This window comes from Streptomyces diastatochromogenes, from assembly GCF_002242805.1.
GTDB classification, from domain to species: Bacteria; Actinomycetota; Actinomycetes; order Streptomycetales; family Streptomycetaceae; genus Streptomyces; species Streptomyces diastatochromogenes.
Genome location: NZ_MCGQ01000013.1, coordinates 380,514 through 403,799, shown reverse-complemented (window position 1 = coordinate 403,799; position 23,286 = coordinate 380,514). Strand labels below are relative to the sequence as shown.

General features: G+C 69.6%; 23 protein-coding genes. 13 read left to right on the top strand and 10 right to left on the bottom strand.

Annotated elements, in window-relative coordinates; all coding sequences use genetic code 11:
• Positions 1 to 52: 52 nt before the first annotated feature.
• From dhaK to BEK98_RS16665, 3 genes are all read right to left on the bottom strand, one after another.
• Positions 53 to 1,051, bottom strand: a complete 999-nt coding sequence (dhaK, locus tag BEK98_RS16675; RefSeq protein WP_094217301.1) for a dihydroxyacetone kinase subunit DhaK — start codon at positions 1,049 to 1,051, stop codon at positions 53 to 55.
• Positions 1,048 to 1,815, bottom strand: a complete 768-nt coding sequence (locus BEK98_RS16670; RefSeq protein WP_094217300.1) for an MIP/aquaporin family protein — start codon at positions 1,813 to 1,815, stop codon at positions 1,048 to 1,050. Before BEK98_RS16670 ends, dhaK begins: the two co-directional genes overlap by 4 nt.
• Before the next feature lie 350 nt (positions 1,816 to 2,165).
• Positions 2,166 to 2,945 carry an IclR family transcriptional regulator gene (locus BEK98_RS16665; RefSeq protein WP_094217299.1) on the bottom strand — a complete coding sequence of 260 codons (780 nt, stop codon included), beginning with the start codon at positions 2,943 to 2,945 and terminating at the stop codon, positions 2,166 to 2,168.
• A 60-nt stretch (positions 2,946 to 3,005) separates the two neighbouring features.
• Between BEK98_RS16665 and dhaM the strand changes: the two genes are divergently transcribed.
• The 3 genes from dhaM to BEK98_RS16650 all read left to right on the top strand — a co-directional run bounded on the left by dhaM (position 3,006) and on the right by BEK98_RS16650 (position 4,210).
• Positions 3,006 to 3,398 (top strand): dihydroxyacetone kinase phosphoryl donor subunit DhaM, encoded by a 393-nt coding sequence (dhaM, locus tag BEK98_RS16660; RefSeq protein ID WP_094217298.1) that lies wholly within the window; start codon positions 3,006 to 3,008, stop codon positions 3,396 to 3,398.
• Positions 3,382 to 3,681, top strand: coding sequence for an HPr family phosphocarrier protein (locus tag BEK98_RS16655; protein ID WP_094217297.1), 300 nt, complete (start codon positions 3,382 to 3,384; stop codon positions 3,679 to 3,681). Before dhaM ends, BEK98_RS16655 begins: the two co-directional genes overlap by 17 nt.
• Positions 3,682 to 3,754: 73 nt before the next feature.
• Positions 3,755 to 4,210 (top strand): ATP-binding protein, encoded by a 456-nt coding sequence (locus BEK98_RS16650; protein WP_094217296.1) that lies wholly within the window; start codon positions 3,755 to 3,757, stop codon positions 4,208 to 4,210.
• Positions 4,211 to 4,358: 148 nt separating this feature from the next.
• On the opposite strand, the gene BEK98_RS48570 is transcribed toward BEK98_RS16650, so the two are convergent.
• Positions 4,359 to 4,817 (bottom strand): hypothetical protein, encoded by a 459-nt coding sequence (locus BEK98_RS48570; RefSeq protein ID WP_143684121.1) that lies wholly within the window; start codon positions 4,815 to 4,817, stop codon positions 4,359 to 4,361.
• A gap of 381 nt (positions 4,818 to 5,198) precedes the next feature.
• Between BEK98_RS48570 and BEK98_RS16640 the strand changes: the two genes are divergently transcribed.
• The 3 genes from BEK98_RS16640 to BEK98_RS16630 all read left to right on the top strand — a co-directional run bounded on the left by BEK98_RS16640 (position 5,199) and on the right by BEK98_RS16630 (position 7,352).
• Entirely contained in the window at positions 5,199 to 6,377 is a 1,179-nt protein-coding gene (locus BEK98_RS16640; RefSeq protein ID WP_244201877.1) for a PP2C family protein-serine/threonine phosphatase, read from the top strand.
• Positions 6,374 to 6,667: a hypothetical protein gene (locus BEK98_RS16635; RefSeq protein ID WP_094217294.1), complete on the top strand. Its 294-nt coding sequence runs from the start codon at positions 6,374 to 6,376 to the stop codon at positions 6,665 to 6,667. Before BEK98_RS16640 ends, BEK98_RS16635 begins: the two co-directional genes overlap by 4 nt.
• 475 nt (positions 6,668 to 7,142) lie before the next feature.
• On the top strand, positions 7,143 to 7,352 hold the full coding sequence (locus BEK98_RS16630; protein ID WP_094217293.1) for a hypothetical protein: 210 nt from the start codon (positions 7,143 to 7,145) through the stop codon (positions 7,350 to 7,352).
• Positions 7,353 to 7,570: 218 nt separating this feature from the next.
• Here the strand turns inward: BEK98_RS16630 and BEK98_RS50000 are convergent, their stop codons facing one another.
• Entirely contained in the window at positions 7,571 to 8,776 is a 1,206-nt protein-coding gene (locus BEK98_RS50000) for a M23 family metallopeptidase (protein WP_107428277.1), read from the bottom strand.
• 276 nt (positions 8,777 to 9,052) lie between these two features.
• Between BEK98_RS50000 and BEK98_RS16620 the strand changes: the two genes are divergently transcribed.
• From BEK98_RS16620 to BEK98_RS16610, 3 genes are all read left to right on the top strand, one after another.
• Positions 9,053 to 9,982 (top strand): slipin family protein, encoded by a 930-nt coding sequence (locus BEK98_RS16620; protein WP_094217291.1) that lies wholly within the window; start codon positions 9,053 to 9,055, stop codon positions 9,980 to 9,982.
• A gap of 82 nt (positions 9,983 to 10,064) precedes the next feature.
• Positions 10,065 to 10,571 (top strand): glutathione peroxidase, encoded by a 507-nt coding sequence (locus BEK98_RS16615; protein WP_094217290.1) that lies wholly within the window; start codon positions 10,065 to 10,067, stop codon positions 10,569 to 10,571.
• Positions 10,572 to 10,645: 74 nt separating this feature from the next.
• A complete protein-coding gene (locus tag BEK98_RS16610) occupies positions 10,646 to 11,503 on the top strand; it encodes a MerR family transcriptional regulator (protein ID WP_094217289.1) in 858 nt (285 codons plus the stop codon).
• 123 nt (positions 11,504 to 11,626) lie between these two features.
• On the opposite strand, the gene BEK98_RS16605 is transcribed toward BEK98_RS16610, so the two are convergent.
• The 3 genes from BEK98_RS16605 to BEK98_RS16595 form a co-directional block, all read right to left on the bottom strand.
• Positions 11,627 to 11,818 carry a DUF397 domain-containing protein gene (locus BEK98_RS16605; RefSeq protein WP_094217288.1) on the bottom strand — a complete coding sequence of 64 codons (192 nt, stop codon included), beginning with the start codon at positions 11,816 to 11,818 and terminating at the stop codon, positions 11,627 to 11,629.
• 191 nt (positions 11,819 to 12,009) lie between these two features.
• On the bottom strand, positions 12,010 to 12,867 hold the full coding sequence (locus BEK98_RS16600) for a helix-turn-helix domain-containing protein (protein WP_094217287.1): 858 nt from the start codon (positions 12,865 to 12,867) through the stop codon (positions 12,010 to 12,012).
• Positions 12,868 to 13,108: 241 nt separating this feature from the next.
• The gene (locus BEK98_RS16595; protein ID WP_094217286.1) at positions 13,109 to 13,864 is read right to left on the bottom strand and encodes a GOLPH3/VPS74 family protein; all 756 of its coding nucleotides are present in this window, start codon (positions 13,862 to 13,864) and stop codon (positions 13,109 to 13,111) included.
• Positions 13,865 to 14,059: 195 nt separating this feature from the next.
• Here BEK98_RS16595 and BEK98_RS16590 point away from each other — a divergent pair, with 195 nt between their 5' ends.
• Both BEK98_RS16590 and BEK98_RS16585 read left to right on the top strand, forming a co-directional pair.
• Positions 14,060 to 16,432 carry a D-alanyl-D-alanine carboxypeptidase gene (locus tag BEK98_RS16590; protein WP_167444184.1) on the top strand — a complete coding sequence of 791 codons (2,373 nt, stop codon included), beginning with the start codon at positions 14,060 to 14,062 and terminating at the stop codon, positions 16,430 to 16,432.
• A 186-nt stretch (positions 16,433 to 16,618) separates the two neighbouring features.
• Entirely contained in the window at positions 16,619 to 18,568 is a 1,950-nt protein-coding gene (locus tag BEK98_RS16585) for an MFS transporter (protein WP_208643122.1), read from the top strand.
• A gap of 55 nt (positions 18,569 to 18,623) precedes the next feature.
• On the opposite strand, the gene BEK98_RS16580 is transcribed toward BEK98_RS16585, so the two are convergent.
• Positions 18,624 to 19,466: a hypothetical protein gene (locus BEK98_RS16580; protein WP_094217284.1), complete on the bottom strand. Its 843-nt coding sequence runs from the start codon at positions 19,464 to 19,466 to the stop codon at positions 18,624 to 18,626.
• An 84-nt stretch (positions 19,467 to 19,550) separates the two neighbouring features.
• On the opposite strand from BEK98_RS16580, the gene BEK98_RS16575 reads away from it, so the two are divergent.
• Together BEK98_RS16575 and BEK98_RS16570 are read left to right on the top strand one after the other, a co-directional pair.
• A complete protein-coding gene (locus BEK98_RS16575; protein WP_094217283.1) occupies positions 19,551 to 20,339 on the top strand; it encodes an SDR family oxidoreductase in 789 nt (262 codons plus the stop codon).
• A 103-nt stretch (positions 20,340 to 20,442) separates the two neighbouring features.
• Positions 20,443 to 22,008 carry a sodium:solute symporter family protein gene (locus BEK98_RS16570; protein WP_094217282.1) on the top strand — a complete coding sequence of 522 codons (1,566 nt, stop codon included), beginning with the start codon at positions 20,443 to 20,445 and terminating at the stop codon, positions 22,006 to 22,008.
• A gap of 121 nt (positions 22,009 to 22,129) precedes the next feature.
• On the opposite strand, the gene BEK98_RS16565 is transcribed toward BEK98_RS16570, so the two are convergent.
• Positions 22,130 to 23,245: an ADP-ribosylglycohydrolase family protein gene (locus BEK98_RS16565; protein WP_094217281.1), complete on the bottom strand. Its 1,116-nt coding sequence runs from the start codon at positions 23,243 to 23,245 to the stop codon at positions 22,130 to 22,132.
• Positions 23,246 to 23,286 lie beyond the last annotated feature (41 nt).

The window sequence follows — 23,286 nt, the reverse complement described above, 5'->3', positions numbered from 1 at the left end:
GAAGGCTCCGGCCCGGCCCTCGCGTCGCGCGTGGCCCCGCCCCCGGCTCGGTTCAGATGCCCCAGCGCAGCGCCGGGGTGTTCACGGGCGCGTCCCACAGGGACAGCATGTCGGCATCGGCCTTGCACACGGTGAGAGAAACGCCCGCCATGTCCAGGCTGGTCACGTAGTTGCCGACGAGGCTGCGGGCGACGACCACGCCCTTGTCCGCGAGTGCGGCGGCAACCTCGTGGAAGACCACGTACAGCTCGATGAGCGGGGTGCCGCCCAGGCCGTTGACCATGACGATGGTCTCGTCGCCGGCCGTCAGCGGCTGGTCGGCGAGGATCGCGTCCAGCGCCGTTGCCACGATGTCCCGGGCGGGGCGGAGCTTCTCACGTCGGCGGCCGGGTTCGCCGTGGATGCCGACGCCGACCTCCATCTCGTCCTCGGGCAGGTCGAATCCGGGCTTGCCGGCGGCGGGGGTGGTGCAGGCGGTCAGTGCCACGGCGAAGGACCGGGAGGCGGCGTTGACCCGCTTCGCCATCTCCGCCACCGCGGCGAGGTCGGCGCCCTGCTCGGCGAGCGCGCCGGCGATCTTCTCGACGAAGACGGTGGCTCCGGTGCCTCGGCGTCCGGCCGTCCAGGTGGAGTCCTGAACGGCGACGTCGTCGTCGACCAGGACGGTCTCCACGGTGATGCCCTCCTCGGTGGCCAGTTCGGCGGCCATCTGGAAGTTGAGGACGTCGCCGGTGTAGTTCTTCACGATGAACAGCACGCCCGCGCCGCCGTCGACGGCCTGGGCCGCGGCCAGCATCTGGCCGGGGACGGGTGAGGTGAAGACCTCGCCGGGACAGGCGGCGTCGAGCATGCCCGGTCCTACGAAGCCGCCGTGCAGAGGTTCGTGCCCGGAGCCGCCGCCGGAGACGAGGGTGACCTTGCCGGGCTTGGTGCCCGCGGTGCGGGAGATCACCTTGTTCTCCGCGTCGACCTTCAGTTCAGGGTGGGCGGCGGCGATCCCGGACAGCGCCTCGGCCAGCACCGCTTCAGGGGCGTTGACGAACTTCTTCATGACAGAGCTCCTTCAGCGGCGGCGACCGGCCCGGCCGTCGCATCGGTGGTGGCGGTGGCGCGGCGGGCGTTCAGGGCGACGTACAGGAAACCGGCGGCAACCGCGCCCACGACGTCGCCGATCAGGTAGACCGGCAGCTGGTTCCAGTGGACCGTGCCGTTGAACACTTGGCCGACCAGCATGGGGCCGACGACGCGGGCCGGGTTGATCGCGGAGCTGGTGGCGGGTCCGACCACCATGATGACGGCGAACACCGCCAGACCGATGGCGAGTCCGGCGAAGCCGCCGGCCGAGCGGCGGTCGATCGCGCCGAAGACGACGAAGGCGAGGATGGCGGTGCCGACGGCTTCGGCGAAGAAGGCTTGGCCGGCACTGACCTGGGGACCGTACGAGGCGATGCCCAGACCGACGGTGACGGCCTGGTGGCCGAGCACCCCGATGATCGCCAGGGCGCCGAGGACCGCGCCGACGACCTGGGCGGCTATGTAGCCGGGGACGTCCCGCCAGGGCATCTTCCTCGTCGCGGCGAGTGCGAGGGTGATGGCCGGGTTGATCTGGCAGCCGGATATGTGGCCGATCGCGTAGATCATCGCGATGACGACCGTGGCGAACGCCAGCGAGATCATGCCCAGGTCGGCGAAGGTGAACGGGGCCTTGCCGTTGACGATGAGCGTTGCGGGGACTGAACCGACGCCGATGAACACCAGCATCGCGGTGCCCAGCATCTCGGCCAGAAGCTTCTGTGGGTAGGTGTTTTCTTCCATGAAGGCGCCCAGCGCCGGAGCGGCGGCTTGGGCGTCTCACCTCCTCCGCGTGGAGCGGGCTGTGAAGGGAGGTGGCCGCCAGGTTGATCAGGGTCGGGGCAACCTGGCGGCCGCTCAGGGGGAAGCCGGGCGGATCGAGCATCCGGCTAGCAACGCGTTCATCATGGATGAACGTTGTTCCGAAAATTAAGGCTGCGTTTCCGGCCTGTCAAGAGGTTCGGCAGACGCTCGCGTGCCGCTGACACGAAGAAGGCCCCACGGCGGCGTGCCGAGGGGCCTGGAGCAGGGTGCGGGGTGCGGGGTGCGGGGTGCGAGAAGGAGGATTGCCGCCGCCCGGCCGTGGGGGCGGGTCAGGTCATCGTGGTGCGTGCGGCCGCTCCACGGGGGGCGCCCAGGTCGCGGGACAGGTTGCGGGCGGTCTCCCGGACGGCGACCGCAAGCTCCTGACGTGCCGATTCCGCCAGGAGCCGTTCGACGGGACCCACGATGCCGAGAGCGCCGACCACGTCGCCGGAGCGGTCGAAGACGGGAGAGGCGATACCCGCGTCACCGATGGCGGACTCCTGCTCCTCGATCGCATAGCCCGTCCTGAGGGCCTCCTTCAACTGCCCGGCCAGCTCCTCCGGGTCGGTGATGCTGGCGCCGGTGAGCACCGCCGGCTCACCCGCGAGCAGCCGCTCACGCTCGCCGGCCGGAAGGAAGGCCACGATGGCCTTGCCCAGGGCACACGTGCTCCACGGGATGCTGGCGCCCACCTCGAGGATCTGCACAGCTCCCTCGGGCCGGAAGGCATGGTGCACCACCATGACGTGGTCACCGGTGAGCACGGCAACCCAGACCGCCTCGTTCGCCCGGTTCGCCAGCTGGTCCGCCCAGGTCAGCGAGCGGGTGCGCAGCTCCTGCGTGTCCAAGTAGGCGTTGCCCAGCTGTACCAGGTCCGGCCCGAGCTGGTACTTCGAGCTGTCCCGGTCCTGCACCACCAGCCCCTCGGCCTCCAGCGTGCGCAGCAGCGCGTGCACGGTCGGCTTGGCCACACCCAGGCGGTCGGCCAGCTCGGTCACCCCGAGCCGGGGCCCGGTGGACGCGAGCTCCCGCAGGATCTGCACCGCCCGCTGTACCGCCTGCACCATCGAAGATTTCTCCCTGTTCACTATTGATGAACGGCGTTCCGAGATTTACGGTAACTGTTCATGAGCGCATCTGTCGGCATCGTACTCGTGTCCCACAGCGCCGAGCTCGCCGCGGGCCTTCGCCTGCTGGTGGAGCAGATCGGCTCCGACACGGTCCCCCTCGCCACCGCCGGAGGCACCGACGACGGCCGGATCGGCACCAGCTACGACCTCGTCCTCAACGCCATCCGCAGCGTCGACCGCGGCGGGGGTGTCGTCGTCCTGCCCGATCTCGGCAGCTCCGTGCTGACCGCCCGCACCGTCCTGGAAGACCATCCCCACCCCGACGTGCTGATCGTCGACGCTCCCTTCGTCGAAGGAGCCGTCGCAGCCGTCGTCACCGCCGCATCCGGCGCCGACCTGAAGACCGTCGCCGACGCCGCCAAGGAGGCCCGTCATGTCCACAAGTTCTGACCCCGCCATCGCGACCGCCGCGACCGCGCCCACGCACGAGACGGCCGTCGTCCTGCCCGCCAACCTCCACGCCCGGCCCGCAGGTCAACTAGCCCGAGCCGCAGCCGACTTCACCAGTGCCATACAACTGGAGTACGCCGATCGAACGGTCAATCCGACCGGTGTCCTCGCCGTCATGGGCCTGGGCGCCACTGCCGGAAGCACCGTGACCGTCCGCGCTGAAGGCGACGACGCCGAACAGGCTGTCACGGCGTTGGCCCAGATCCTCGCGGCGGCCGAGTAACCCGGCCGCCACGCGGCATGAAGCCCGCAGCCTCTCCGTCATGAGAAGCAAAGACCAGTGGAGGTGGCCGAGGATGAGCGCCCCTGCCACGAGCACGTCCGACGCCCCGGTGGACCCGCCCACGCGGGTCGAGCACGTCTGCCCGCTGCCGCACATCCCCGAAGCCGTCTCCACCGTACGCCGACGGGCACGCACCGTCCTTACCCAATGGCGCGTGCCCACCCCGACAGCCGACGATGCCCTCCTGGTGATCTCGGAGCTGACCACCAACGCGATCGTCCACGCACTGCCTCCGGCAGTGCTGCGGTTGTCCCTGCCCGAGGCCGGCAGCCGCCGCACCCTCCGCATCGAGGTCACCGACGCCGGACCGGTACCTCGACGACGCCCACCGCACGACAGCCGCCACCCCGCCGAACACAGGGAAAACGGTCGCGGGACCGACATCGTCGTGGCCCTCTCCACACGACACGGAATATCCCGCCACCCCGAGAGGACCACCCGATGGGCGGATCTTCATATGGGGGCTTGACCATCCGTAGAACGGCCGCCCTCATCCCTGGGGACTTGTGGCAGGTACGAGGTACGGCCCCAGGCTTCCTCTCCGGGCTCCCACACCATCCCGGCTTCGTCCAGCAGCAGCGCGAAGGGCCGGGAGAGATACCCGGCCCTTCGCACTCTCAGTCTTTGACCATCCACACGGTGAAGCTGACATTCCGGCCGGACGTGTATTCGGTGTGGTCCCACACCGACAAGTGGGCGCTGTCCCTCAGGGTCACCTGCAGTACCTCGTCCGCGTTGTTCCAGTTGTAGGAGAAGAACCGGAAGTTCCTGTCCGGGGTGGCTTGCAGCTCCTTCGGGCGCGCTCCCCAGCTGCAGTCACGCGTCGAGTTGTTCTCACAGGTGGACCAGGCTTTGGCGTAAAGGCGGCAGTCCTCTCCAGGCCACACGTCGATACGACTCAGTCTGTCATCGGATGAACGCCACCTTCCTTCAAACCCACCTGCGGCACACGAGGCGGATGCATGTTTCGCCGAGGTGAGCGTAAGCGTCACCGAGAGGGAAAGCGTCAAGGCGGCCGTCACGAACAGGACCATGATGCGGCGTAGGCGACGGCAGGCAGAAAAGACGTGCGTCATCGTGAACCTCCGGTTGATACACCACTCCCCGCCCGCCAGCTGAGCGCTATACGCATTCGGGCCTGCACTAATGCCCTTTACCCCTAGCTATTCCAGACCAGCACTCTTAGACCCTGATCGCAAGTCGAGATATCCTATTTCGCGCACCGTTCAATGATAAATGCCATCCAATGTGGATCGGTCAATGAGTTTCAATACGGGTAGGGATTTCAATGCGTGCAGGGCAATACAGGCCGGGTCCTGGACGCGGCGGCCCCCGTCCCGGAAGCCATGGATCTTCGATGCTGTGCCGCTGTCCCTGCGCACCGTCGGGCTCGGCGACTTCTCGCCGACCCGTAGCCGGTTTCGTCACGTGTCCTCGGCGGTGGCAATGTAGAAGATGTGAGTGCCGGGCACGGCTGGGCTGATGTGCGGCAGCTACGGCAGTCGAGCCACGCGCTGTTGCTGATCCCGATCGTGCTCATCGTGGTGATCACGGCGGTGGACCAAATGGTCCCGGAGGACGTACATCTCGGCCCGCTCCTGGTCATCGCCCCTGCGATCACCGCCTCGTTCGCCGGTCCCAGGCTGACCGGGCTGATCGGGTTCCTGGCTGTGGCGGCGCAGGCATACATCGGCTGGCACTTCGGCGTGCTGTTCTCGCGCAATGTGCTGGTCCAGATTCTCGCCCTGACGGTGCTGTCAGCCCTGATCGTGTTCTTCTGCATCGTGCGCGAGCGACACCAGCGCCAGCTGGCCCAGGTGCGTTCGGTCGCAGAGGCCGCGCAGCACGGCCTGCTGTGGCCGCTGCCGGAGCGGATGGGCCCCGTGCGGATCGCCTGCCTGTATCTGGCCGCCGAGGACGAAGCACAGATCGGCGGTGACCTGTACGCGGCCACCCGCATCACCGGCGGCGTGCGCATCATGATCGGAGATGTGCGGGGCAAGGGCCTGTCCGCCATCGGCGAAGCCGCCCTCCTGCTCGGGGCCTTCCGTGAGGCCGCCCACCGGCACGCCACACTCCCCGATCTCGCCGCCACCCTGGAACAGAGCGTGACCCGCTATCTGGCCGACTTCGAGCCGCCCGCAGAGGCCGGCGAACGCTTTGCCACCACCTTGCTGCTGGAACTCCCCGACGACGACCACATCACCCGCATGATCAGCTGCGGGCACCCCCCTCCCCTGGTGCTCAGTCCCGATAGCGGCCTGACCATCCCCAGCCTGCACCCCGCGCCGCCGCTGGGGATCGCAGAGACGGGACCGGACGGATACACCATCGACGTGGTCTCCTTCGAGCCCGGCGACACCCTCCTGCTCTACACGGACGGCGTCGTCGAAGCCCGTGACGCCGACGGCCGCTTCTATCCCTTCGAGGCACGGGCCGCCCAGTGGAACAAGGCCGGCCCCGAATCGCTGCTCCACCACGTCCAACGCGATCTGATCGCCCATACCCGCGGACGGCTCGACGACGACGCGGCGCTCGTCGCCCTCCACCGCGAGCCCGAGAGCCACCGACGCCGCCACCGGCATGTCATCCACTCAAGCGGGTTCAGTCACACCTCGACAGGATCGGCTCCATGAGCACCGAGACGGACTGGGTGTACCGGGTGGACGAGCCGCACGGCTCCGAGGGCTGGCGCCCCTACGGCGACCATCCCGAGCGTTGGCGGGGGACCATCACCACGGACGACCCGAACGAGGACGCCGAGTACGTCGCCGCCCTCGTCGTCACCGACCTGGTGTCGGAGTGGGATCGCCGCGGCGCCGTCCGGAAGCACGTGCGGGTGATCGTCTGGGAGGACCAGGAAGGCGCCGGCCCCGAGGAGGCGGCCTTCACGGTCGAGATCCAGCCGGACATCGATGGTGAGTGACGCCCCGACAGCCACACCGCATACGGTCTGCTGTCGCCCCGCAACGCTCAGTGTCGGGGGTGGAGTGGTGTTGCGGCTTCAGTGAATCTGCACATCGAATGCGCAACCGCTGCGCGGTGCGCGATGGATCTGCATAAGGGCCCCCGCATGAAACTCTGTTGGTACGGAGTGTCCCATTCATAAACGTGGTCGCCATACCCAGTCGGCTCCCGGCGCCGTGCAGTAAATGGAGAAGCTGTCGTCAAGTCGTGCGTGGGCCTGCATGGATGCGTAGCCCTTTCGTTCAGCTTCCTGGGTGTGCAGGCCAGTTGATTGGATGCCCGGCGCCCTCCGTGCTTTGATCCTCTGCACCGCGGGGCCCGTGCGAAATTCTCCGGAAACGGGTGTCGCACGCCTGCGGCCGAGGCAGGCCCGCTATCCGTCCCCGGCGGGGCCGCCCCCCTTGTGGATCATCCATACGAAGGGAAGTTTCCTCATGAACTCCGCTCCCCAGGTCGAGGCCGTTGAGATCTCCGACGCCGAGCTCGACAACGTCTCCGGTGGCCTGAGCCCGCACGCCGGCCTCGCCGTCGGCCCCACGGCGGTCAGCGACGCGGACGTCCTGGCCCAGGTCGGCGCTGTCAGCAACGAGGTCCTGGGCACCGTCGGCCAGTACAACCACGTCGGCTTCAGCGCCTCCCTCTGATCGGCAGCAAAGCTCCTGGCAGCGACGGGTTCTTGATCCAGATCACCATCTCTGTCAGGAGCTTCAACTGCCTGCCACCCCAAGTGCCGCCAGCAGGACCAGGATCAGGGTCGCGGCGCCGAGGATGCCGAAGGACGTCCAGGCCAGGGCCGAGCGGTCGGCGGCGAGGTAGACGATCCAGACGACCAGTCCGGCGGCCGCGAGCAGGAAAAAGCTCCTCAGACCCTGATCCTGCGCCCCCGGTACAGCCGCCCCCGGACGTCCGTGAACCGCAGGTCCAGGCCGAGACCGTCGCGTTCGGCGTGGAGGTGAAGATGGGGTTCGGTGGAGTTGCCGCTGTTGCCCACCTCGCCGAGGAGTTCGCCCGGCTCGACGACGTCGCCCGGCTTCACCGTCACCGAACCCGGGCGCAGGTGCGCCAGTTTGACGATCTCCCGGCCCGTGTCGAGGAAGACGTGGTTGCCGTAGAGGGGTTGGTAGCGGATCTCGCCCGGGCGCTGGTCGGGAATCGTCGTGGCGGCCGAGATCACGCGGCCGTGGCAGGGGGAGCGGACGGGACGGCCGTAGGCGGCGTAGGCGGTCAGGTCGCGGTCGGGGCGGGTGCGGCTGCCGTGCGGGCCGAGGCCGACCAGGTCGAGTGCGGCGCGCTGTTCCGGGACTCTGACGTGGTGGTTGAGGGGGCGACCGCCGCCCTGGATGACGTACCAGGTTCCTTCCAGGGGGAACAGGAGCGGCTGGGAGACCGGGGTGCGCCAGTGGTGGAGGCGGGCGGCGGCCAGCAGGCACACGGCTCCGGCCAGGAGGGCCAGGGCCGTGCCGAGGGCCGCGCTGAAGTGGCCCGTCGGGAGGGTGGGCAGGCGGTAGGCCGAGGCGAGGGCGGTGATGGCGGCCGCCTCGGCCGTGCGGCGGCGGACGCGGGCGTGCTGGGCGGGGGCGCCGTAGCCCTCGGCGAAGACGAAGAAGGCCGCCAGGGTGGCCGCGCCCGCGCACCAGGAGGTGCGGTCGGCGGCCGTCCAGAGCGTGAAGACGTTCCAGAGGGCCAGGACGAGGACGTAGGTCAGCCAGACGACGGGGGCGGGGAGGGGGCTGCGGCGGGCTGGAGGGGCGTAGGGGGCTCCTTCGAGGAGCAGGCCGGTGATCTCCTGCCCGTCGGGCGTCTGCCGGGCCCAGGCGCGGACGCTGCCCTGCGGGCCGGTGACGATCAGGCCGTCGGGGCTGTCCGTGACGGTGACGGGGGTTCCGGTACGGGCGAGCGTGGCCTCGACGATCTCTTCCATGCGGTCCGCGCCGACCGCTTCCGCGACGGCCGGCGCGAGGCGGGCCCTCCCCACCGGGTCCGCCGCGAGGAAACGGGTCAGGGTGGCCGCCTCCGGTGGCTGAGCGGAGGACGAGGGCGGCGCCGCCTCGGGTGTCGGATCGTGCATGTGGCCCCCCGGTCGCAGGTCTGGCGGTGGTCGCGGCCGCGCGGTGCTCCTCGCGGCCGTCTGGAAGACGATCAGAGGCGGCGCGGGGTTCGTCTCCCGGCGTGTTGAGCCGGCGCCGGTCTCTGCATGGATCCGGACTCTCCACGGATCCGGACTCTCCTCGGATCCGGTTTCTTTACGGATCCCTGACACCCCCGGCGCATCCATCGGCGCCCTCCGTGATGTCATCCCCGTTGTCCGGAACCGGATGGAAGTCGCGTCGGAGAATGGAGTGCCATGGAAGGCACCGTCGTCGCAGTGGTCGTCGTGGCCGCGTTGTTCCTGCTCGTGCTGAAGAGCGGCATGCGCGTCGTCAACCAGGTGGAGCGCGGGGTGGTGTTCCGGTGGGGCAAGGCCCTGCCCAGCCACCGGCAGCCGGGCATCACCTTCCTCATCCCGTTCGCCGACCGGATGCGCAAGGTGAACGTGCAGATCGTGACCATGCCGGTGCCCACCCAGGAGGGCATCACCAAGGACAACGTGTCGGTGAAGGTCGACGCCGTCGTCTACTTCCGGGTGACCGACCCCGTGCGGGCGGCCATCGAGGTGCAGGACTACCACTTCGCCGTCGGGCAGGTCGCCCAGTCCTCCCTGCGCTCCATCATCGGCAAGAGCGACCTGGACGATCTGCTGAGCGACCGGGAGCGGCTGCACGAGGGGCTGGCCCTGATGATCGACAGCCCTGCCGCGGGGTGGGGCATCCACATCGACCGCGTCGAGATCAAGGACGTACAGCTGCCCGAGTCGCTGAAGCGGTCCATGTCGCGGCAGGCCGAGGCGGAGCGGGAGCGGCGGGCCCGGGTCATCACCGCGGACGGCGAGTTCCAGGCGGCGCAGCAGCTCGCCAACGCCTCGCGGATCATGTCCGACACCCCCGAGGCCATGCAGCTGCGTCTGCTCCAGACCGTCGTCGAGGTCGCCGCCGAGAAGAACTCCACGCTCGTGATGCCGTTCCCGGTGGAGCTGCTGCGCTACTTCGACCGGGCGACCAAGAAGCTCGACCAGGAGGTCGAGAAGAACGAGGTCGAGAAGAACCAGATCGAGAAGAGCGCGCGGGCGGCCGATGGGCTCAGGGCCGGGATCGAGCAGATCGCGGCCGTGGCCGACAAGTTCGCGCCGGCGGCCGAGCTGCCGGGCCCAGACTCCGCTCCGGCCGAGCAGCAGTAGCCGTCGTCGGCGTCGGCGGACCCGAGGCCGTAACCCGATCCCGCGCCCCGGGCCCGTCATCCTCCGGAGTTAGCATCCGCTCATGACGACTACTGATCAGAACGGCTCCGTGCTGGACACCGAGATCGGGGCCCTCAAGGGCGGCTCCGCGAATCTGGCGCAGTACGCCGGCAAGAGCGTGCTCATCGTGAACGTGGCCTCCAAGTGCGGCCTGACCCCGCAGTACACGGGCCTGGAGAAGCTGCAGGAGCGGTACGCCGAGCAGGGCTTCACCGTGCTCGGCGTGCCCTGCAACCAGTTCCTCGGGCAGGAGCCCGGCACCGCCGAGGAGATCGCCGAGTTCTGCTCGGCGACGTACGGCGTGACCTTCCCGCTGACCGAGAAGGTCGAGGTGAACGGGGAGGGCCGGCACGCGCTGTACGAGCGTCTGGTGGACTTCGCCGACGCCGAGGGGCACACCGGGGACATCCGCTGGAACTTCGAGAAGTTCCTGATCGGCCGCGACGGGCAGGTCGTCGCGCGCTTCTCGCCGCAGACCGAGCCGGAGTCCGCGGAGGTCGTGGCGGCCATCGAGAAGCAGCTGGGCTAGCCGGTTGACCTTGCCCCAGGGGCAGGGCTGAGCGTCCTTGTCACCGGGCGGGAAGGACCGCCCGGTGACGGAGGATGGCAATCGTGAACGAGGAGCTGCTGACCATCGGCGCGTTCGCCGCGCGGGCCCGGCTCTCGGCCAAGGCGCTGCGGCTGTACGACCGCCTCGGCCTGCTCGCCCCGGCACACGTCGACGAGGCCAGCGGTTACCGCTACTACCGCGCCGACCAGGTGGAACGCGCCCGTCTGGTGGCCCTGCTGCGGCAGCTGGACATGCCGCTCGCCCGGATCGCCGAGGTGGTCGGGGCGCGGGGAACCGAGGCCGCGGATCTGCTCGCCGCCTACTGGGCGGACGTGGAGACCCGGGTGGCCGGGCAGCGCACCCTCGCCGAGTACCTCCGTGGACGACTGTCGGGGAGGAGCTCCGAGATGTACGACAAGTTCGTGGTCGAGACGGTGGACGTGCCCGCGCGGGTGGTGATCACCGAGACCCGGCACACGCTCGCGGACGAGCTGCCGGCCTGGATCGGCGGATCGCTGACCCGGCTGCTGGAGGCGGCGCGGGAGTGCGGGGGCGTGGCGGGGGCACCGTTCGTCGTCTACCACTCCGAGGTGTCGATGGAGAGTGACGGGCCCGCCGAGTCCTGTGTTCCGGTGGCGGACGAGGCGGCGGCCCGGGCGTGGGTGGAGGCGCACGGGCGGACCTGGGCGACCCGGGTGCGGGTGGAGCCGGCGGCCCGGCTGGCCTACACCCGGATCACCAAGGCCCAGGTGGCCCACCCGCAGATCCTCGCCGCCTTCGAGGCGGTGGAGCAGTGGATGGGCCGGGAGGGCCTGGAGATGGCCGGCCCCTGCCGCGAGGTGTACTTCGCGGACTGGGACGCGGCCGGGCCCGGGGATCCGGTGTGCGATGTGGCCTTCCCGGTGAAGTAGCCCCGGGCCGGGCATGGCCGAGCCCCCTCGGCAAGGACGGCGACTCGTCGAGAGGGCTCTGCGGGGTGACGCGTGTGCAGTTGTCGTCGGACGTGTCTGCGAGGGAACGTCAGGGAGGGCTCCCTACGCCTTGACCGAGGACACGAAGGCGTTCCACGCGTTGGCGGGGAAGGCCAGGATCGGGCCCTCGGTCACCTTGGAGTCGCGTACGGCGAGCTCCGCGGCGGTGGGCGACTTGACCTCGACGCAGGCGCCGTTGCCCGCGGAATAGGAAGACTTCATCCACGTCTCCGAAGCGCCCTGAATCAGTGCCATGTCCACTCCTGTTGCGAGTTGCTGGTGGTGCGGTTCACGCCAACCTTGTCGTCTGATTGGCGTGATCGACGCTACCGGGCAACCGCCTCTGCTGGAGTAGCCGTTCACTCAAGCGGATGGCATATTCCAGGTGGGCCTTCCGCTGAATCGTCACCACGGTGTACGATCCGGCACTTCCTGTGGAGCAGGGCTCAATCGGCGTAGGATTTCGCCACGTCGGAGATGTATTGCCGGGATTGCTCCACATTGAGGGACTGTGCCCTCAAGTGCTCGTACATCACGGCGTACTTCTGCACGTCCTGCGCCTTCTCCAGGTACAGGTCGCTGGTGACGCCCTCCAGGTAGACCACGCTGGAGTCGGCCGCGTCCGTGAACTCCAGGATCGCGTACTGCCCGTTGAGCCCCGGGTGCGCGCCCACCTCGAAGGGCAGCACCTGCACGGTGACGTGCGGCAGCTGGGACATCTCGATCAGGTGCTCCAACTGCTCACGCATCACCAGCTTGCTGCCGACGACCCGCTTCAGCGCCGCCTCGTCCAGCACCACCCACAGCCGCAGGGGGGTGCCCTCGGCGGTGATACGTTCCTGTCGGCGCATGCGCACCTGCACGCGCTTCTCGATCTCCGCGGTCGACGTCTCCGGCAACGCGCCCTGCACCAGGGCCTCCGCGTACGCGCGGGTCTGCAACAGACCGGTCACCAGCTGGGGTTCGTAGACCCGCAGCGACTCGGCGTCGGTCTCCAGGCCGATGTACACGCTGTACGGGATGTCCCCGAACGTGTGCCACCAGCCCTGCTGCCGCGAGTCCCGGGCCATCTCCATCAGCGAATCGACGATCCGCTGGTCCTCGACCTCGTACACCCCGCACAGATCGCGCACGTCACGCTGACTGATGCTTCTGCGGCCGTTCTCCAGCCGACTGATCTTCGACTGCGACACGAGCAGCCGCTCCGCCACCTCTTCGGCCGTCATGCCCTTGAGCTCTCGGAGCCTGCGCAGCTCCTGGCCCAGCCGGCGTCGTCTGACGGTGGGATTGACATTGGACGCCACGGGACGTGCACCTCCGGCTGCCTGCCTGTACCTAACACTTTGTGTATCTGCTGTTGAGCAGACTGCCACCAAGGTGGTTTCTACCGCTGGGAAACAGTGGATATGCGGCGCGTACGCGTCAGTTCGGGCACGGATTTACGGGTCCGAACGCGGTTGAGCGGGGTGGTGAGACCACGAGGGTCTCGCCACCCCGCTCGAACCAGCGGCTCCCGAACCGGTTCTTGGGGACTGACGGTGCGGCTCAGTGGGCCACGGCGCGCGCCATGGACCCGCGGTGCGGCTGCATCGGAACCCCGCGTGCGGGTTCCGCCGCGGCCCTGGCTCCGGGCCCCGCCTGGCGGCCGGCCGTGGCCGGACCGCGCCGCGGCTGGGCCGCCGCGCCGTTCTGTACGTCCATCACGGCATGCGCGACCAGCCCGCCCATGGGGTCGTGCCGGATCAGATCCCGCAACCGGGAACGCGAGGAGCGGCCCTCGTTCCCCGGATACAGGTGCTTGCCGAGTCCGACGGCGTGCGCCAGGGCGGCGAGCGCCGCGGTCCGCGGGTCCGGCGGTACGCCGGTGCGGATCGCGGAATCCAGCCGGGCACGGATCTCCCGGCTGATCTCTGTGTCCGTCGCCTGGTAGCGAGTCGTCGGCAGCACCCCGCACATCTGTCCCGGTACGGCGGCAACCATGCCGCACCGTTCGAGATGCGAGAGGTAGATCTGACGCAGCCCCAGCCGGGGCCCGCCGATCCAGTGGACGGCGCGTACGGGAGCGCCACGCCTTCGCAGCAACTCCAACGCACTGTCCAAAGTCGGATCTCCAGTCGGCCGTGGTACCACCACGGCGATACGATCCCCGTCTGGGGCTATCCGTCCGGCCAGCGCCAGCTCCACTAGCTGCGCTCCGGCCAGACCGAGGTCGAGCGACTGCGGCTGTGCAGTGGTACCCGTGGCCGGGTCCAATGCCAGCAGCAGAAGCTCCTCCGGAATTGTTCTGCGGCTCCTGCCCATCCATGCCTCCCCGCGTGGATGACAGACAGGGTGACCCCTCTCACATTGGTCTGTCGAGGGTGCGTGACCGGTTCGTGAGGGAACCGGTAGGTATGTCGTTCTCGTCTACCACAGGGGCCAAGCCCTCACACAGGACACTGGTACATGGTTCGGACAGGGCGCGCGCGTGGGCGTGCGGCGCACGAGGAGGCATCGGTGGCGGGCGAGTCCCCCGACAGGTCGAAGCAGCACGAGTCGTCGGCGGAACCGACGCCGGGGAGCGCGGGTACGGTTCCCGAGCCCCGCGATCCGCGCCTCGCGGTGTCCCGCGAAAAGGATTCCGCGAGCGCCGCGGTGGACACGGCGACGAAGGTCCTCTCCATCCGCGACGCGAAGCCTGCCGCCAACTCCGAGGACGACGACACCGCCCTGCGCGAGGCGGTCTCGGCCTGGGTCCGCTCGGCCGACACCCCCGAAGACCCCGAGCAGGAGGCCGAGTCCGACCAGCCGGAGACAGCGGAGGCTGAGGCGGACACGGAGACCGAGCCGGAGACTGAGGCGAAGGCGGAGCCTGACGCCGAGTCGGCCGAGGACGCGGAGGCAAAGGCCGACGCGGGGTCGGAGTCGGCCGAGGACGACGACGCGGAAGCAAAGGCCGACGCAGGGTCGGAACCGGCCAAGGACGCGAGCGTGGGCACGAAGGCTGACGCCGAGTCGGACGACGACACCGAGGACGAGCCGAAGGCTGACGCCGAGCCCGAGGAGGCCGACGCAGACGCGAAGGCTGACACCGAGGTCGAGAACGCCGACGCAGACGCGAAGGCTGACACCGAGGTCGAGAACGCCGACGCAGACGCAGAGGCCGACGCCGAGGACGAGGCGAAGCCCGCTGCCGAGGACGAGGCAGAGGTCACCGACGAGAAGCCGCAGGCCGCCGAGGAGGACTCGCAGACCGCGGACGACGACCCGGAGGCCGCCGACGGCGAGGACGCCCCACAGGGGCCACCCGCAGCCGACGACGAGACCCGCACGGGTGGTGCGGGTGGGAACGAGACCGCCGACGGCGAAGCCGAGGCGAAGGACGCCGACAAGGACCCGCAGGCACCCCGCGAAGCCGAGGCGAAGGGGGTTGATCAGCCGACCACGCTCATCAAGGCCGTCCGCCCCAAGAAGCCCGCGGTGGACCAGCCCACCACCACCCTCAAGCTCGGCGGCAGCAAGTTCGTCCCGCTGAAGACGGACACCACCGCCCCCACCACCGCCCTCCCCCAGGTCGGCCCCGAGCGCACCACCCAGCAGCCCCTCCCGCCCAAGCCCCCGCTGGACCTGCTGGCCGAGCTGACGAACACGCCCCGGCCCCCGGAGACCCCGGTCCGCACGCTCGTGCGCCGGGTCAAGATCTGGACCCCGCTGGTCCTCCTCCTGGCGGTCATCTTTGCGGTCGTACAGGCCGTCCGCCCGCTCCCCCAGCCCACCCTCGACCTCACCGCGAAGGACACCTACACCTTCGAGGGCGGCAAGGCCGACATCCCGTGGCCGTCCACCGGCCAGGCCGCCCTGGACGTCCAGGGCATCGGCACGTTCGGCTCCTCCGGCACCCAGAAGCCCGTACCGATCGCGAGCGTCGCGAAGGTCATGACGGCGTACCTGATCCTGCGCGACCACCCGCTCAAGAGCGGCGAGGCCGGCCCGAAGATCACGATCGACAAGCCCGCCGAGGAGCAGTCGGACGCCGGCCAGGAGTCCACCGTCCCGGTCACCGCCGGTGACAAGATCTCCGAGCGCGAGGCTCTGGAGGCCATCCTCCTGCCCTCCGCCAACAACGTGGCCCGGCTGCTCGCCCGCTGGGACTCGAGTACGGAGAAGGCGTTCGTGACGAAGATGAACGCCGCCGCGAAGAAGCTCGGCATGACCAACACCACGTACACCGACCCCTCGGGCCTGACGGACTCGACGGTCAGCACGGCCGTGGACCAGGTCAAGCTGGCCAAGGCGGCGATGCAGCAGCCCGCCTTCCGCGAGGTCGCGGCGATGATGTCGTACGACGACTACAAGGGCGTCAACCACTCCAACTACAACCGCCTGGTCGGCCACAACAACGTCGTCGGCATCAAGACCGGCACCACCACCTCCGCCCTCGGCAACCTCGTCTTCGCGGCGAAGCAGGAGGTCGGCGGCGAGACCCGCACCATCATCGGCGCCGTGATGCGCCAGCCCGCCGGCGGCTTCGACAACACCATCATCAGCGGCGTCCTGGACGCGGGCGACAAGCTGATCCGGTCCGCGCAGGGCGCGCTGAAGTCGGCGACGATCCTGAAGAAGGGCGATGTCGTCGGGTACGTCGACGACGGGCTCGGCGGTCGTACGCCGGTCGTGGCGACGAAGGACGTCACGGCGGCCGGCTGGGCCGGCCTGAAGGTGAAGCTGTCCTTCACCTCGGATGTCGTACCGCACACCGCGAAGGCCGGCACCAAGGTCGGTTCGCTCACCGTGGGTGACGGTTCGGCCGGTGCGGTGACCGTGCCGGTGGCGCTGCAGAAGGCCCTGACCGAACCCGGCTTCACGGACAAGCTGACCCGCCTCGGCTGAGCCGTACGCCCGCTGCACCACTCCCCCACCCCGCCGACGGAGCCCCGCGGCGGGGTGCGTGCTAGCGTCACGAATCGGGGCAGGTCGCCGGTCCACGGGACGGGGCCGCGAACTGGACGAGAAGCGGCCGGTAACACCGAGGGACGCGGCCGAGAACAGAAGACGGGACACGGGGAGTGCCTTCAGGTGGCCACAACCGAGCCGACACGCGCGGACGACGCCGATCCGGACCCGGGATCCGGCCCACGAATACGCCTGTCCACGGCTGACACGGACAGTCATCACAAGGACCACACCGACAGCCACGGGGACAGCCGCGCGGACAGCCACGCGTACGGCCGCACAGACGACCGGACGGACGGCCGCGCAGACGACCACGCGGACGACCACGCGGACGGCCGTACGACCGCGCCTCAGGGCCGGCTCTGGCGTCTCCTCGTCGCCGCCGAGCCCCTCCGGCAGCGGTTCCTGCTGCACCCCGTGCTGTCGTTCACGGCTCTGGCCGGCCTTCTGCACATCATCTGGTTCTTCACGTTCGCGAACAGTGGTGGCGATCTCGCGGCCCAGGACGCCTGGGCGGAGTTCGTCGGCCGGCACCCGGACTCGGCGTACAACCTCGCCTGGTACGGCGGCATGCACCCGGTGTCGTACAGCGTGGTGTCGCCGTATCTGATGTCGGTCCTCGGCGTCCGTACGACGATGATGATCGCCGGGACGGTCTCGGCGGGCCTGCTGACGCTGGTCCTCATCCGCAGCCGGGCGGTGAAGAACCCGCTGTGGGCCTCGCTCGCCGGGGTCTTCGCCTTCCTCTGCAACGCGGTGTCGGGCCGGGTGACCTTCGGGCTCGGCACGATGTTCGCGCTCGGCGCGGTCGCGGCCGTCTTCTGCTGGCCCTACCGGTGGCGGTACAAACGCTGGGCGAAGGCCCTGGTCGCCGCCCCGCTGGCGGCGCTCGCCACGATGGCCTCGCCGGTGGCGGGGCTGTTCGTGGGCCTGGTCGCGGCCGCGCTGTTCCTGCAGAAGCGGCGGCCCGGCGCGTGGGCGCTGGGGCTCGCACCCGCGGCGGTGGTCGGCGTCTCGGCGTGGCTGTTCCCGTTCTCCGGCACCCAGCCGATGACGATCGGCTCGGTGATACTGCCCCTGCTCTACGGCCTGCTGATCCTGTTCCTCGTCCCCAAGGAGTGGATCACGGTACGGCTGACGGCCGCCGTCTACAGCCTCGGCGTCGTCCTGGTGTGGCTGATCAGCTCGCAGATCGGCTCGAACATCTCGCGGCTGCCGATGCTGTTCGCGGGTGCGGCGCTGATCGCCGCGCTGCCGTACACGGTGCCGCGCTCGCGCAAGTGGTACGTGACCGTGCTGGCGTTCCTGGGCTCCGTCGGCTGGATCGGCTTCAAGTCGGTCGACGACATCATGCACACGACCCCGGCCGCTTCCTGGGCCCGTGAGCTGGCCCCGCTGGTCAACCAGCTGCAGAACGTCGGCGCGGAGAAGGGCAGGGTCGAGGTGGTCCCGGCGCGCTCGCACCGCGAGGCCTCCGCGCTCGCGCCCTACGTCAACCTGGCCCGCGGCTGGAACCGGCAGGCCGACATGGAGCGCAACCCGCTCTTCTACGACGACACGCTCAACTCGGCGAACTACCACGAGTGGCTGCAGCGGTGGGCCGTGCACTTCGTCGTGCTGCCGAAGGACAACCCGGACGGGGACGGCGGCGAGCGCGAGCGGCAGCTGCTGCAGCGCGGGATGCCGTATCTGAAGCAGATCTGGGGCGATGCCAACTGGCAGCTGTTCCGGGTGACCGATCCGGCGCCGCTCGCCGAGCCGAACGCGGTGGTGCAGCGGGCCGAGCAGGGGGAGATGACGCTGGAGGTGCGCAAGGCGGGGCGGATCCTGATCAAGATCCCTTACTCGCCTTGGCTGAGCATCGTCGACGGGCAGGGCAAGAGCCTGAAGCCTCCCCAGAAGGCCTCGGGCGGGACGACGTACGACAACGTCAACGGGTGCCTGATGGAGACGCCGGAGGACTCCGAGGGCGACAAGTGGACGATGCTGGTCGCTCCGCGGGCCGGGACGTATCACTTGGCTGCGCCTTATCAGCTGCCGCGCGGTACTCCCTGCCCGGACGAGCTGAAGTGAGCCTCTGGGGGCTCCGCCCCCAGACCCCCGTTTCCCACCCGCCCACCCGTCTCGGTCAGCCGCGAAGCTCTGTCACGTACTTGTCCGTGCCCGGGATCGTGGGGATGAACGGTGCCACCAACTCGACCCTGCCCAGGCCCGACTCCGTCACCTGATCGTCCAGCCCCGTGAAGTGGTCCTCCCAGCACTCCCTCGGGTCCGTCTCCAGGAACCACAGCAGGGTCAGGCGGGTGTCGACGCCCTCGACCTGCTTGACGTAGGTCATGCGGTCGCCGGGGAGGGGGGTCGGGCGGAAGAGCGTGACCATCGCGGCCGGGGAGCCTGTCAGGCGGCGGGGCAGATGGCGGGTGCGCAGCCACTCCAGCAGTTCGGCCCGCCGCTCCGCCGACTCCGCGTCGATCACCTCGACCACCAGCCCCGCGTACGGATGGTCGAGGGCGTGGAAGTCCCTCGGGCCCGCCGCGCCGTCCCGGTAGACCGTCGTCTCGTGGTCCTGGAAGGCCGTGAAGACGTGGGTGCGGTCCTGGTAGACGCGGGCGTCGCGGTTGAGGCGTTTGTTGATGGCGACCGTCCACTTCATGTGGTCGTCGTAGCGGCCGTCGGTGATCCAGTACGTGGAGATGTAGCAGCCGGCGGTGACGGGCTGGGCGACGGCCGACTTCTCCGGGTAGCGGAGCAGCTGCAGGTCCCGGGTCGCCACCCAGCGGCGGCCGGCGTACATCCAGGGCATGGCCATGGCGCCGGCGTAGTAGTGGTCGTCCTCGTACCAGCGGTTGTAGGCGTACTCGTGGCCGGGGTGCGGCTCGACCATGGTGATCAGGGCGTGGCCGGGGTGGACGCCGTACGGGCCCACGGCGGCCAGTTCGGCGTACACCTCGCTGCGTGTCTCCTCGGACATGAACGCTCCTCCCCTTCCGTCCTCCTCCGCTCGCCCATACTCTGACGCTCCGTCAGATAAAGCGCCAGGGTTCGGGAGGCTCCCATGTCGTTGCTCGCGGGCAGGACCGTCGTCGTCTCCGGGGTCGGGGCCGGGCTCGGTCATCAGGTGGCCGCCGCCGTCGTGCGGGACGGGGGGAACGCCGTCCTGGGGGCACGCACCGAGGCGAACCTCGCCAAGAGCGCGGCCGAGATCGATCCGGACGGCGGGCGCACGGCGTACCGGGCGACCGACATCACCGACGAGGGGCAGTGCGAGGCGCTGGCCGCACTGGCGCGGAAGCGTTTCGGCTCGGTCGACGCGGTGGTGCATGTGGCCGCCTGGGACTCCTACTTCGGCGGGGTCGAGGACGCGGACTTCGCGACCTGGCAGTCGGTCATCGACGTGAACCTGCTCGGGACGCTGCGGATGACCCGGGCGTGCCTGCCGGCCCTGAAGGCGGCGGGCGGCGGGTCCGTGGTCTTCGTCGGAACGCAGTCGGCGGTCGCCGCGCCCTCGCAGGTGAAGCAGGCCGCGTACGCCGCGTCGAAGGGGGCGCTGACGAGTGCCATGTACTCGCTGGCACGGGAGCTGGGGCCGCATCGGATCCGGGTCAACACCGTGCTGCCGGGGTGGATGTGGGGGCCGCCGGTCCAGGCGTACGTCCAGTTCACCGCCCACACCGAAGGGGTGCCGGAGGCGGAGGTGCTGGGGCGGCTGACGGAACGGATGGCACTGCCGGAGCTGGCGACGGACGGGGACGTGGCCGACGCGGCGGTGTTCCTGGCCTCGGACCGGGCAAAGTCCATCACGGGACAGTCGTTGCTGGTCAACGCGGGTGAGCTGATGCGCTAGCGTTCATATGGGTGAACGGAGGTCATCTCTCAGAACATTTTTACTTTGACTTGACCTTACGCTCGCTTGTCGTGTTCACGCGACCGCACCCACGATCGGGCACATGAACAGTCTCGACTGGGCCGTGCTGATCGGCTACTTCGGTGTGATGGTCGCGATCGGGCTCTGGTCGCACAAGCGCGTGGACAACGTCAGCGACTTCTTCACCGCCGGCGGCAAGATGCCCTGGTGGCTGTCCGGCATCTCGCACCACATGTCGGGCTACAGCGCGGTGATGTTCACGGGGTACGCGGGAATCGCCTACACCTACGGCGTCACCTCGTTCATCACCTGGTCCTTCCCGATCGCGCTCGGCATCGCGATCGGCTCCAAGCTGTTCGCGCCGCGCATCAACCGGCTGCGGTCCCGGCTGCATGTGGCCTCCCCGCTGGAGTACCTGAAGAACCGCTACAACCTGCCCACGCAGCAGGCGCTCGCCTGGTCGGGCATGCTGCTGAAGATCGTGGACGTGGGCGCCAAGTGGGCTGCGATCGCGACCCTGTTGTCGGTGTTCACGGGTGTGTCGCTGAACCAGGGCATCCTCATCACCGGCGCGATCACCGCCCTCTACTGCACGATCGGCGGCCTGTGGGCGGACGCGCTGACCGAACTCGGCCAGTTCGTCATCCAGTTGCTGGCCGGGGTCTCGATGTTCGTCGCAGTCGTGGTGAAGCTGAGCGACAAGAACATCGGCTTCCTCGGCGCCTGGGACGAGCCCGCGCTGCACGGCCACGGCAAGCCCCTGGTCGGCCCGTACGGCACCGTCTTCCTGCTCGCGTTCCTGTTCATCAAGCTCTTCGAGTACAACGGCGGCATGCTCAACCAGGCCCAGCGCTACATGGCGACGGGCAGCGCGCACGAGGCCGAGCGCTCGGCGCGGCTGTCGTCGATCCTGTGGCTGATCTGGCCCGTGGTTCTGTTCTTCCCGATGTGGATGTCCCCGCTCCTCGTCCACGCGCAGAAGCCGGACGGGTCCGACTCCTACGCGCTGATGACGGAACAGCTGCTGCCGCACGGCCTGTTGGGCCTGGTGATCGTCGGCTTCTTCTCGCACACGATGGCCATGTGCTCCTCCGACGCTAACGCGATCGCCGCGGTGTTCACCCGTGACGTGGCGCCCGTGCTGTCGGCGAAGGCGCGGGCGTGGGGTGAGCGGTCGGGCCTGATCGCGGCCCGGGTGACCACGGTCGTCTTCCTCGGTCTGTCCATGGCGGTGGCGACCCAGGTCAACTCCCCCGCCTTCAAGGACATCATCACGGTCGTCATCAAGTGGGTGGCCGGTCTGATGGGTCCGATCGCGATCCCGATGATGCTGGGTCTGCTCCGCCCGTTCCGCCGCTCCGGGCCGACGGCGGCGCTCACCAGCTGGGCGGCGGGTCTGCTGGCCTTCTGGCTGGTCAACTACCCCATCAACTGGAACGTCGACGGCGGAGTCCCGCTCCAGTACCAGGTCTCGATCCCGCTGGCGGTCTCCCTGGTCCTGTACATCCTGATCGGCTTCCTGAAGCCCGAGGACACGCCGGAGCGGCTGGCGGTCATCGAGAAGGTCAACACGGATGGCGACGAAGGCGCTGCGCTGGCTGTGCCGGTGAGTGCGGGGGCGGGGGACGATGTGGTGGGGGCGCCGTAGGGATTGGTGCCGGTGGGCGGATGCGGGTGCGTGGGGGCTGGTCGCGCAGTTCCCCGCGCCCCTTTGGGGCGCGGCACCCTGCCAGCGCCGGTGAGTGACCCCACCCCCGGTCAGCCGCGGCTCACGCCCGCGGGTAACGCGCCAGCCACCCCGGGGACGAACCCGCAGGCCCGTGCAACGCAGGCCCCTGGGTCATCTCCATGGCGAAGTCGTCCGCGAGTTCCAGAATCGTCGGCCGCCCTTCCAGCTCGGCCAGCCAGGCCGGGGGAAGGGCGGTCTCACCGTGAAGGGCGCCCAGCAGCCCCCCGGTCAACGCCCCCGCCGCCGCCGAAGGGCCACCCTGGTTGATCGCGAGGCACAGGCCGTGGCGTACGTCCTCCCCCACCAGCGCGCAGTACACGGCCGCGGCCAGCAGACCGTCCGCCGTGCCGTCGCCGGCGAGTTCCTCCACCCGGGACGGGCCGGGCAGGCCCTGTCGTACCGCGCCGAGTGCGTGCTGGAGGGCGTCGGAGACGGGCTGGTGGCCGGGGCGGGCGGCGAGCAGGGCGAGGGCCCGCTGCACGGCGCCGTCCAGGCTCTCCCCGCGGGCGAGGGCGTGCACGATGACGGCGTACGCGCCCGCCGAGAGGTAGGCGATGGGGTGGCCGTGGGTCTGGGCGGCGCACTCCACGGCCAGTTGGATGACCAGCTGGGGTTCCCAGCCGACCAGGAGGCCGAAGGGGGCGGAGCGGGCCACGGCCTCCGGGCCCAGTTCGCCGGGGTTCTTCGGGGTCTCCAGCGTGCCCATGGTCTCGTCGCCGAGGCCGACGAGCAGGGCCCGGGTCGGGTCCCGGCGGGCGTACAGCCACTCCTCGCGCGCCAGCCAGCCGTCGTCCTTGCGGCGCTCGTCCGGCCCCCAGTCCCGCTGGGTGGCCGCCCACCGCAGATACGCCCGGTGCACATCGGTCGGCGGATGCCAGGCGCCGGTGTCACGGCGCACCTGGGCGCGGATCAGCCCGTCCACCGTGAAGAGGGTGAGCTGGGTGTGGTGGGTGACCGTACCGCGCCGCCCGTGCCCGAAGGCCAGGTCGAGCAGCCCTTCCCCGCCGTACACGGAACGGATCTCGTCCAGGGCGAGCGCGTCGGCAGGACCGCCGAGCGCGTCGCCGACGGCCACACCGAGCAGGGTGCCGCGCACCCGACTGCGGAAGTCCTGCTGCTCGGCGCGGCCCCAGACGGCAACGGATGTCGCAGTCACTCAGACCTCCTCACGGCACCGTCCGTACGTACGACGCCCAG

Coding starts and splice junctions, on each gene's coding strand:
- dhaK (WP_094217301.1), bottom strand. CDS start 1,051: ATGAAGAAGTTCGTCAACGCCCCTGAAGCGGTGCTGGCCGAGGCGCTG.
- BEK98_RS16670 (WP_094217300.1), bottom strand. CDS start 1,815: ATGGAAGAAAACACCTACCCACAGAAGCTTCTGGCCGAGATGCTGGGC.
- BEK98_RS16665 (WP_094217299.1), bottom strand. CDS start 2,945: ATGGTGCAGGCGGTACAGCGGGCGGTGCAGATCCTGCGGGAGCTCGCG.
- dhaM (WP_094217298.1), top strand. CDS start 3,006: ATGAGCGCATCTGTCGGCATCGTACTCGTGTCCCACAGCGCCGAGCTC.
- BEK98_RS16655 (WP_094217297.1), top strand. CDS start 3,382: ATGTCCACAAGTTCTGACCCCGCCATCGCGACCGCCGCGACCGCGCCC.
- BEK98_RS16650 (WP_094217296.1), top strand. CDS start 3,755: ATGAGCGCCCCTGCCACGAGCACGTCCGACGCCCCGGTGGACCCGCCC.
- BEK98_RS48570 (WP_143684121.1), bottom strand. CDS start 4,817: ATGACGCACGTCTTTTCTGCCTGCCGTCGCCTACGCCGCATCATGGTC.
- BEK98_RS16635 (WP_094217294.1), top strand. CDS start 6,374: ATGAGCACCGAGACGGACTGGGTGTACCGGGTGGACGAGCCGCACGGC.
- BEK98_RS16630 (WP_094217293.1), top strand. CDS start 7,143: ATGAACTCCGCTCCCCAGGTCGAGGCCGTTGAGATCTCCGACGCCGAG.
- BEK98_RS50000 (WP_107428277.1), bottom strand. CDS start 8,776: ATGCACGATCCGACACCCGAGGCGGCGCCGCCCTCGTCCTCCGCTCAG.
- BEK98_RS16620 (WP_094217291.1), top strand. CDS start 9,053: ATGGAAGGCACCGTCGTCGCAGTGGTCGTCGTGGCCGCGTTGTTCCTG.
- BEK98_RS16615 (WP_094217290.1), top strand. CDS start 10,065: ATGACGACTACTGATCAGAACGGCTCCGTGCTGGACACCGAGATCGGG.
- BEK98_RS16610 (WP_094217289.1), top strand. CDS start 10,646: ATGGCAATCGTGAACGAGGAGCTGCTGACCATCGGCGCGTTCGCCGCG.
- BEK98_RS16605 (WP_094217288.1), bottom strand. CDS start 11,818: ATGGCACTGATTCAGGGCGCTTCGGAGACGTGGATGAAGTCTTCCTAT.
- BEK98_RS16595 (WP_094217286.1), bottom strand. CDS start 13,864: ATGGGCAGGAGCCGCAGAACAATTCCGGAGGAGCTTCTGCTGCTGGCA.
- BEK98_RS16580 (WP_094217284.1), bottom strand. CDS start 19,466: ATGTCCGAGGAGACACGCAGCGAGGTGTACGCCGAACTGGCCGCCGTG.
- BEK98_RS16575 (WP_094217283.1), top strand. CDS start 19,551: ATGTCGTTGCTCGCGGGCAGGACCGTCGTCGTCTCCGGGGTCGGGGCC.
- BEK98_RS16570 (WP_094217282.1), top strand. CDS start 20,443: ATGAACAGTCTCGACTGGGCCGTGCTGATCGGCTACTTCGGTGTGATG.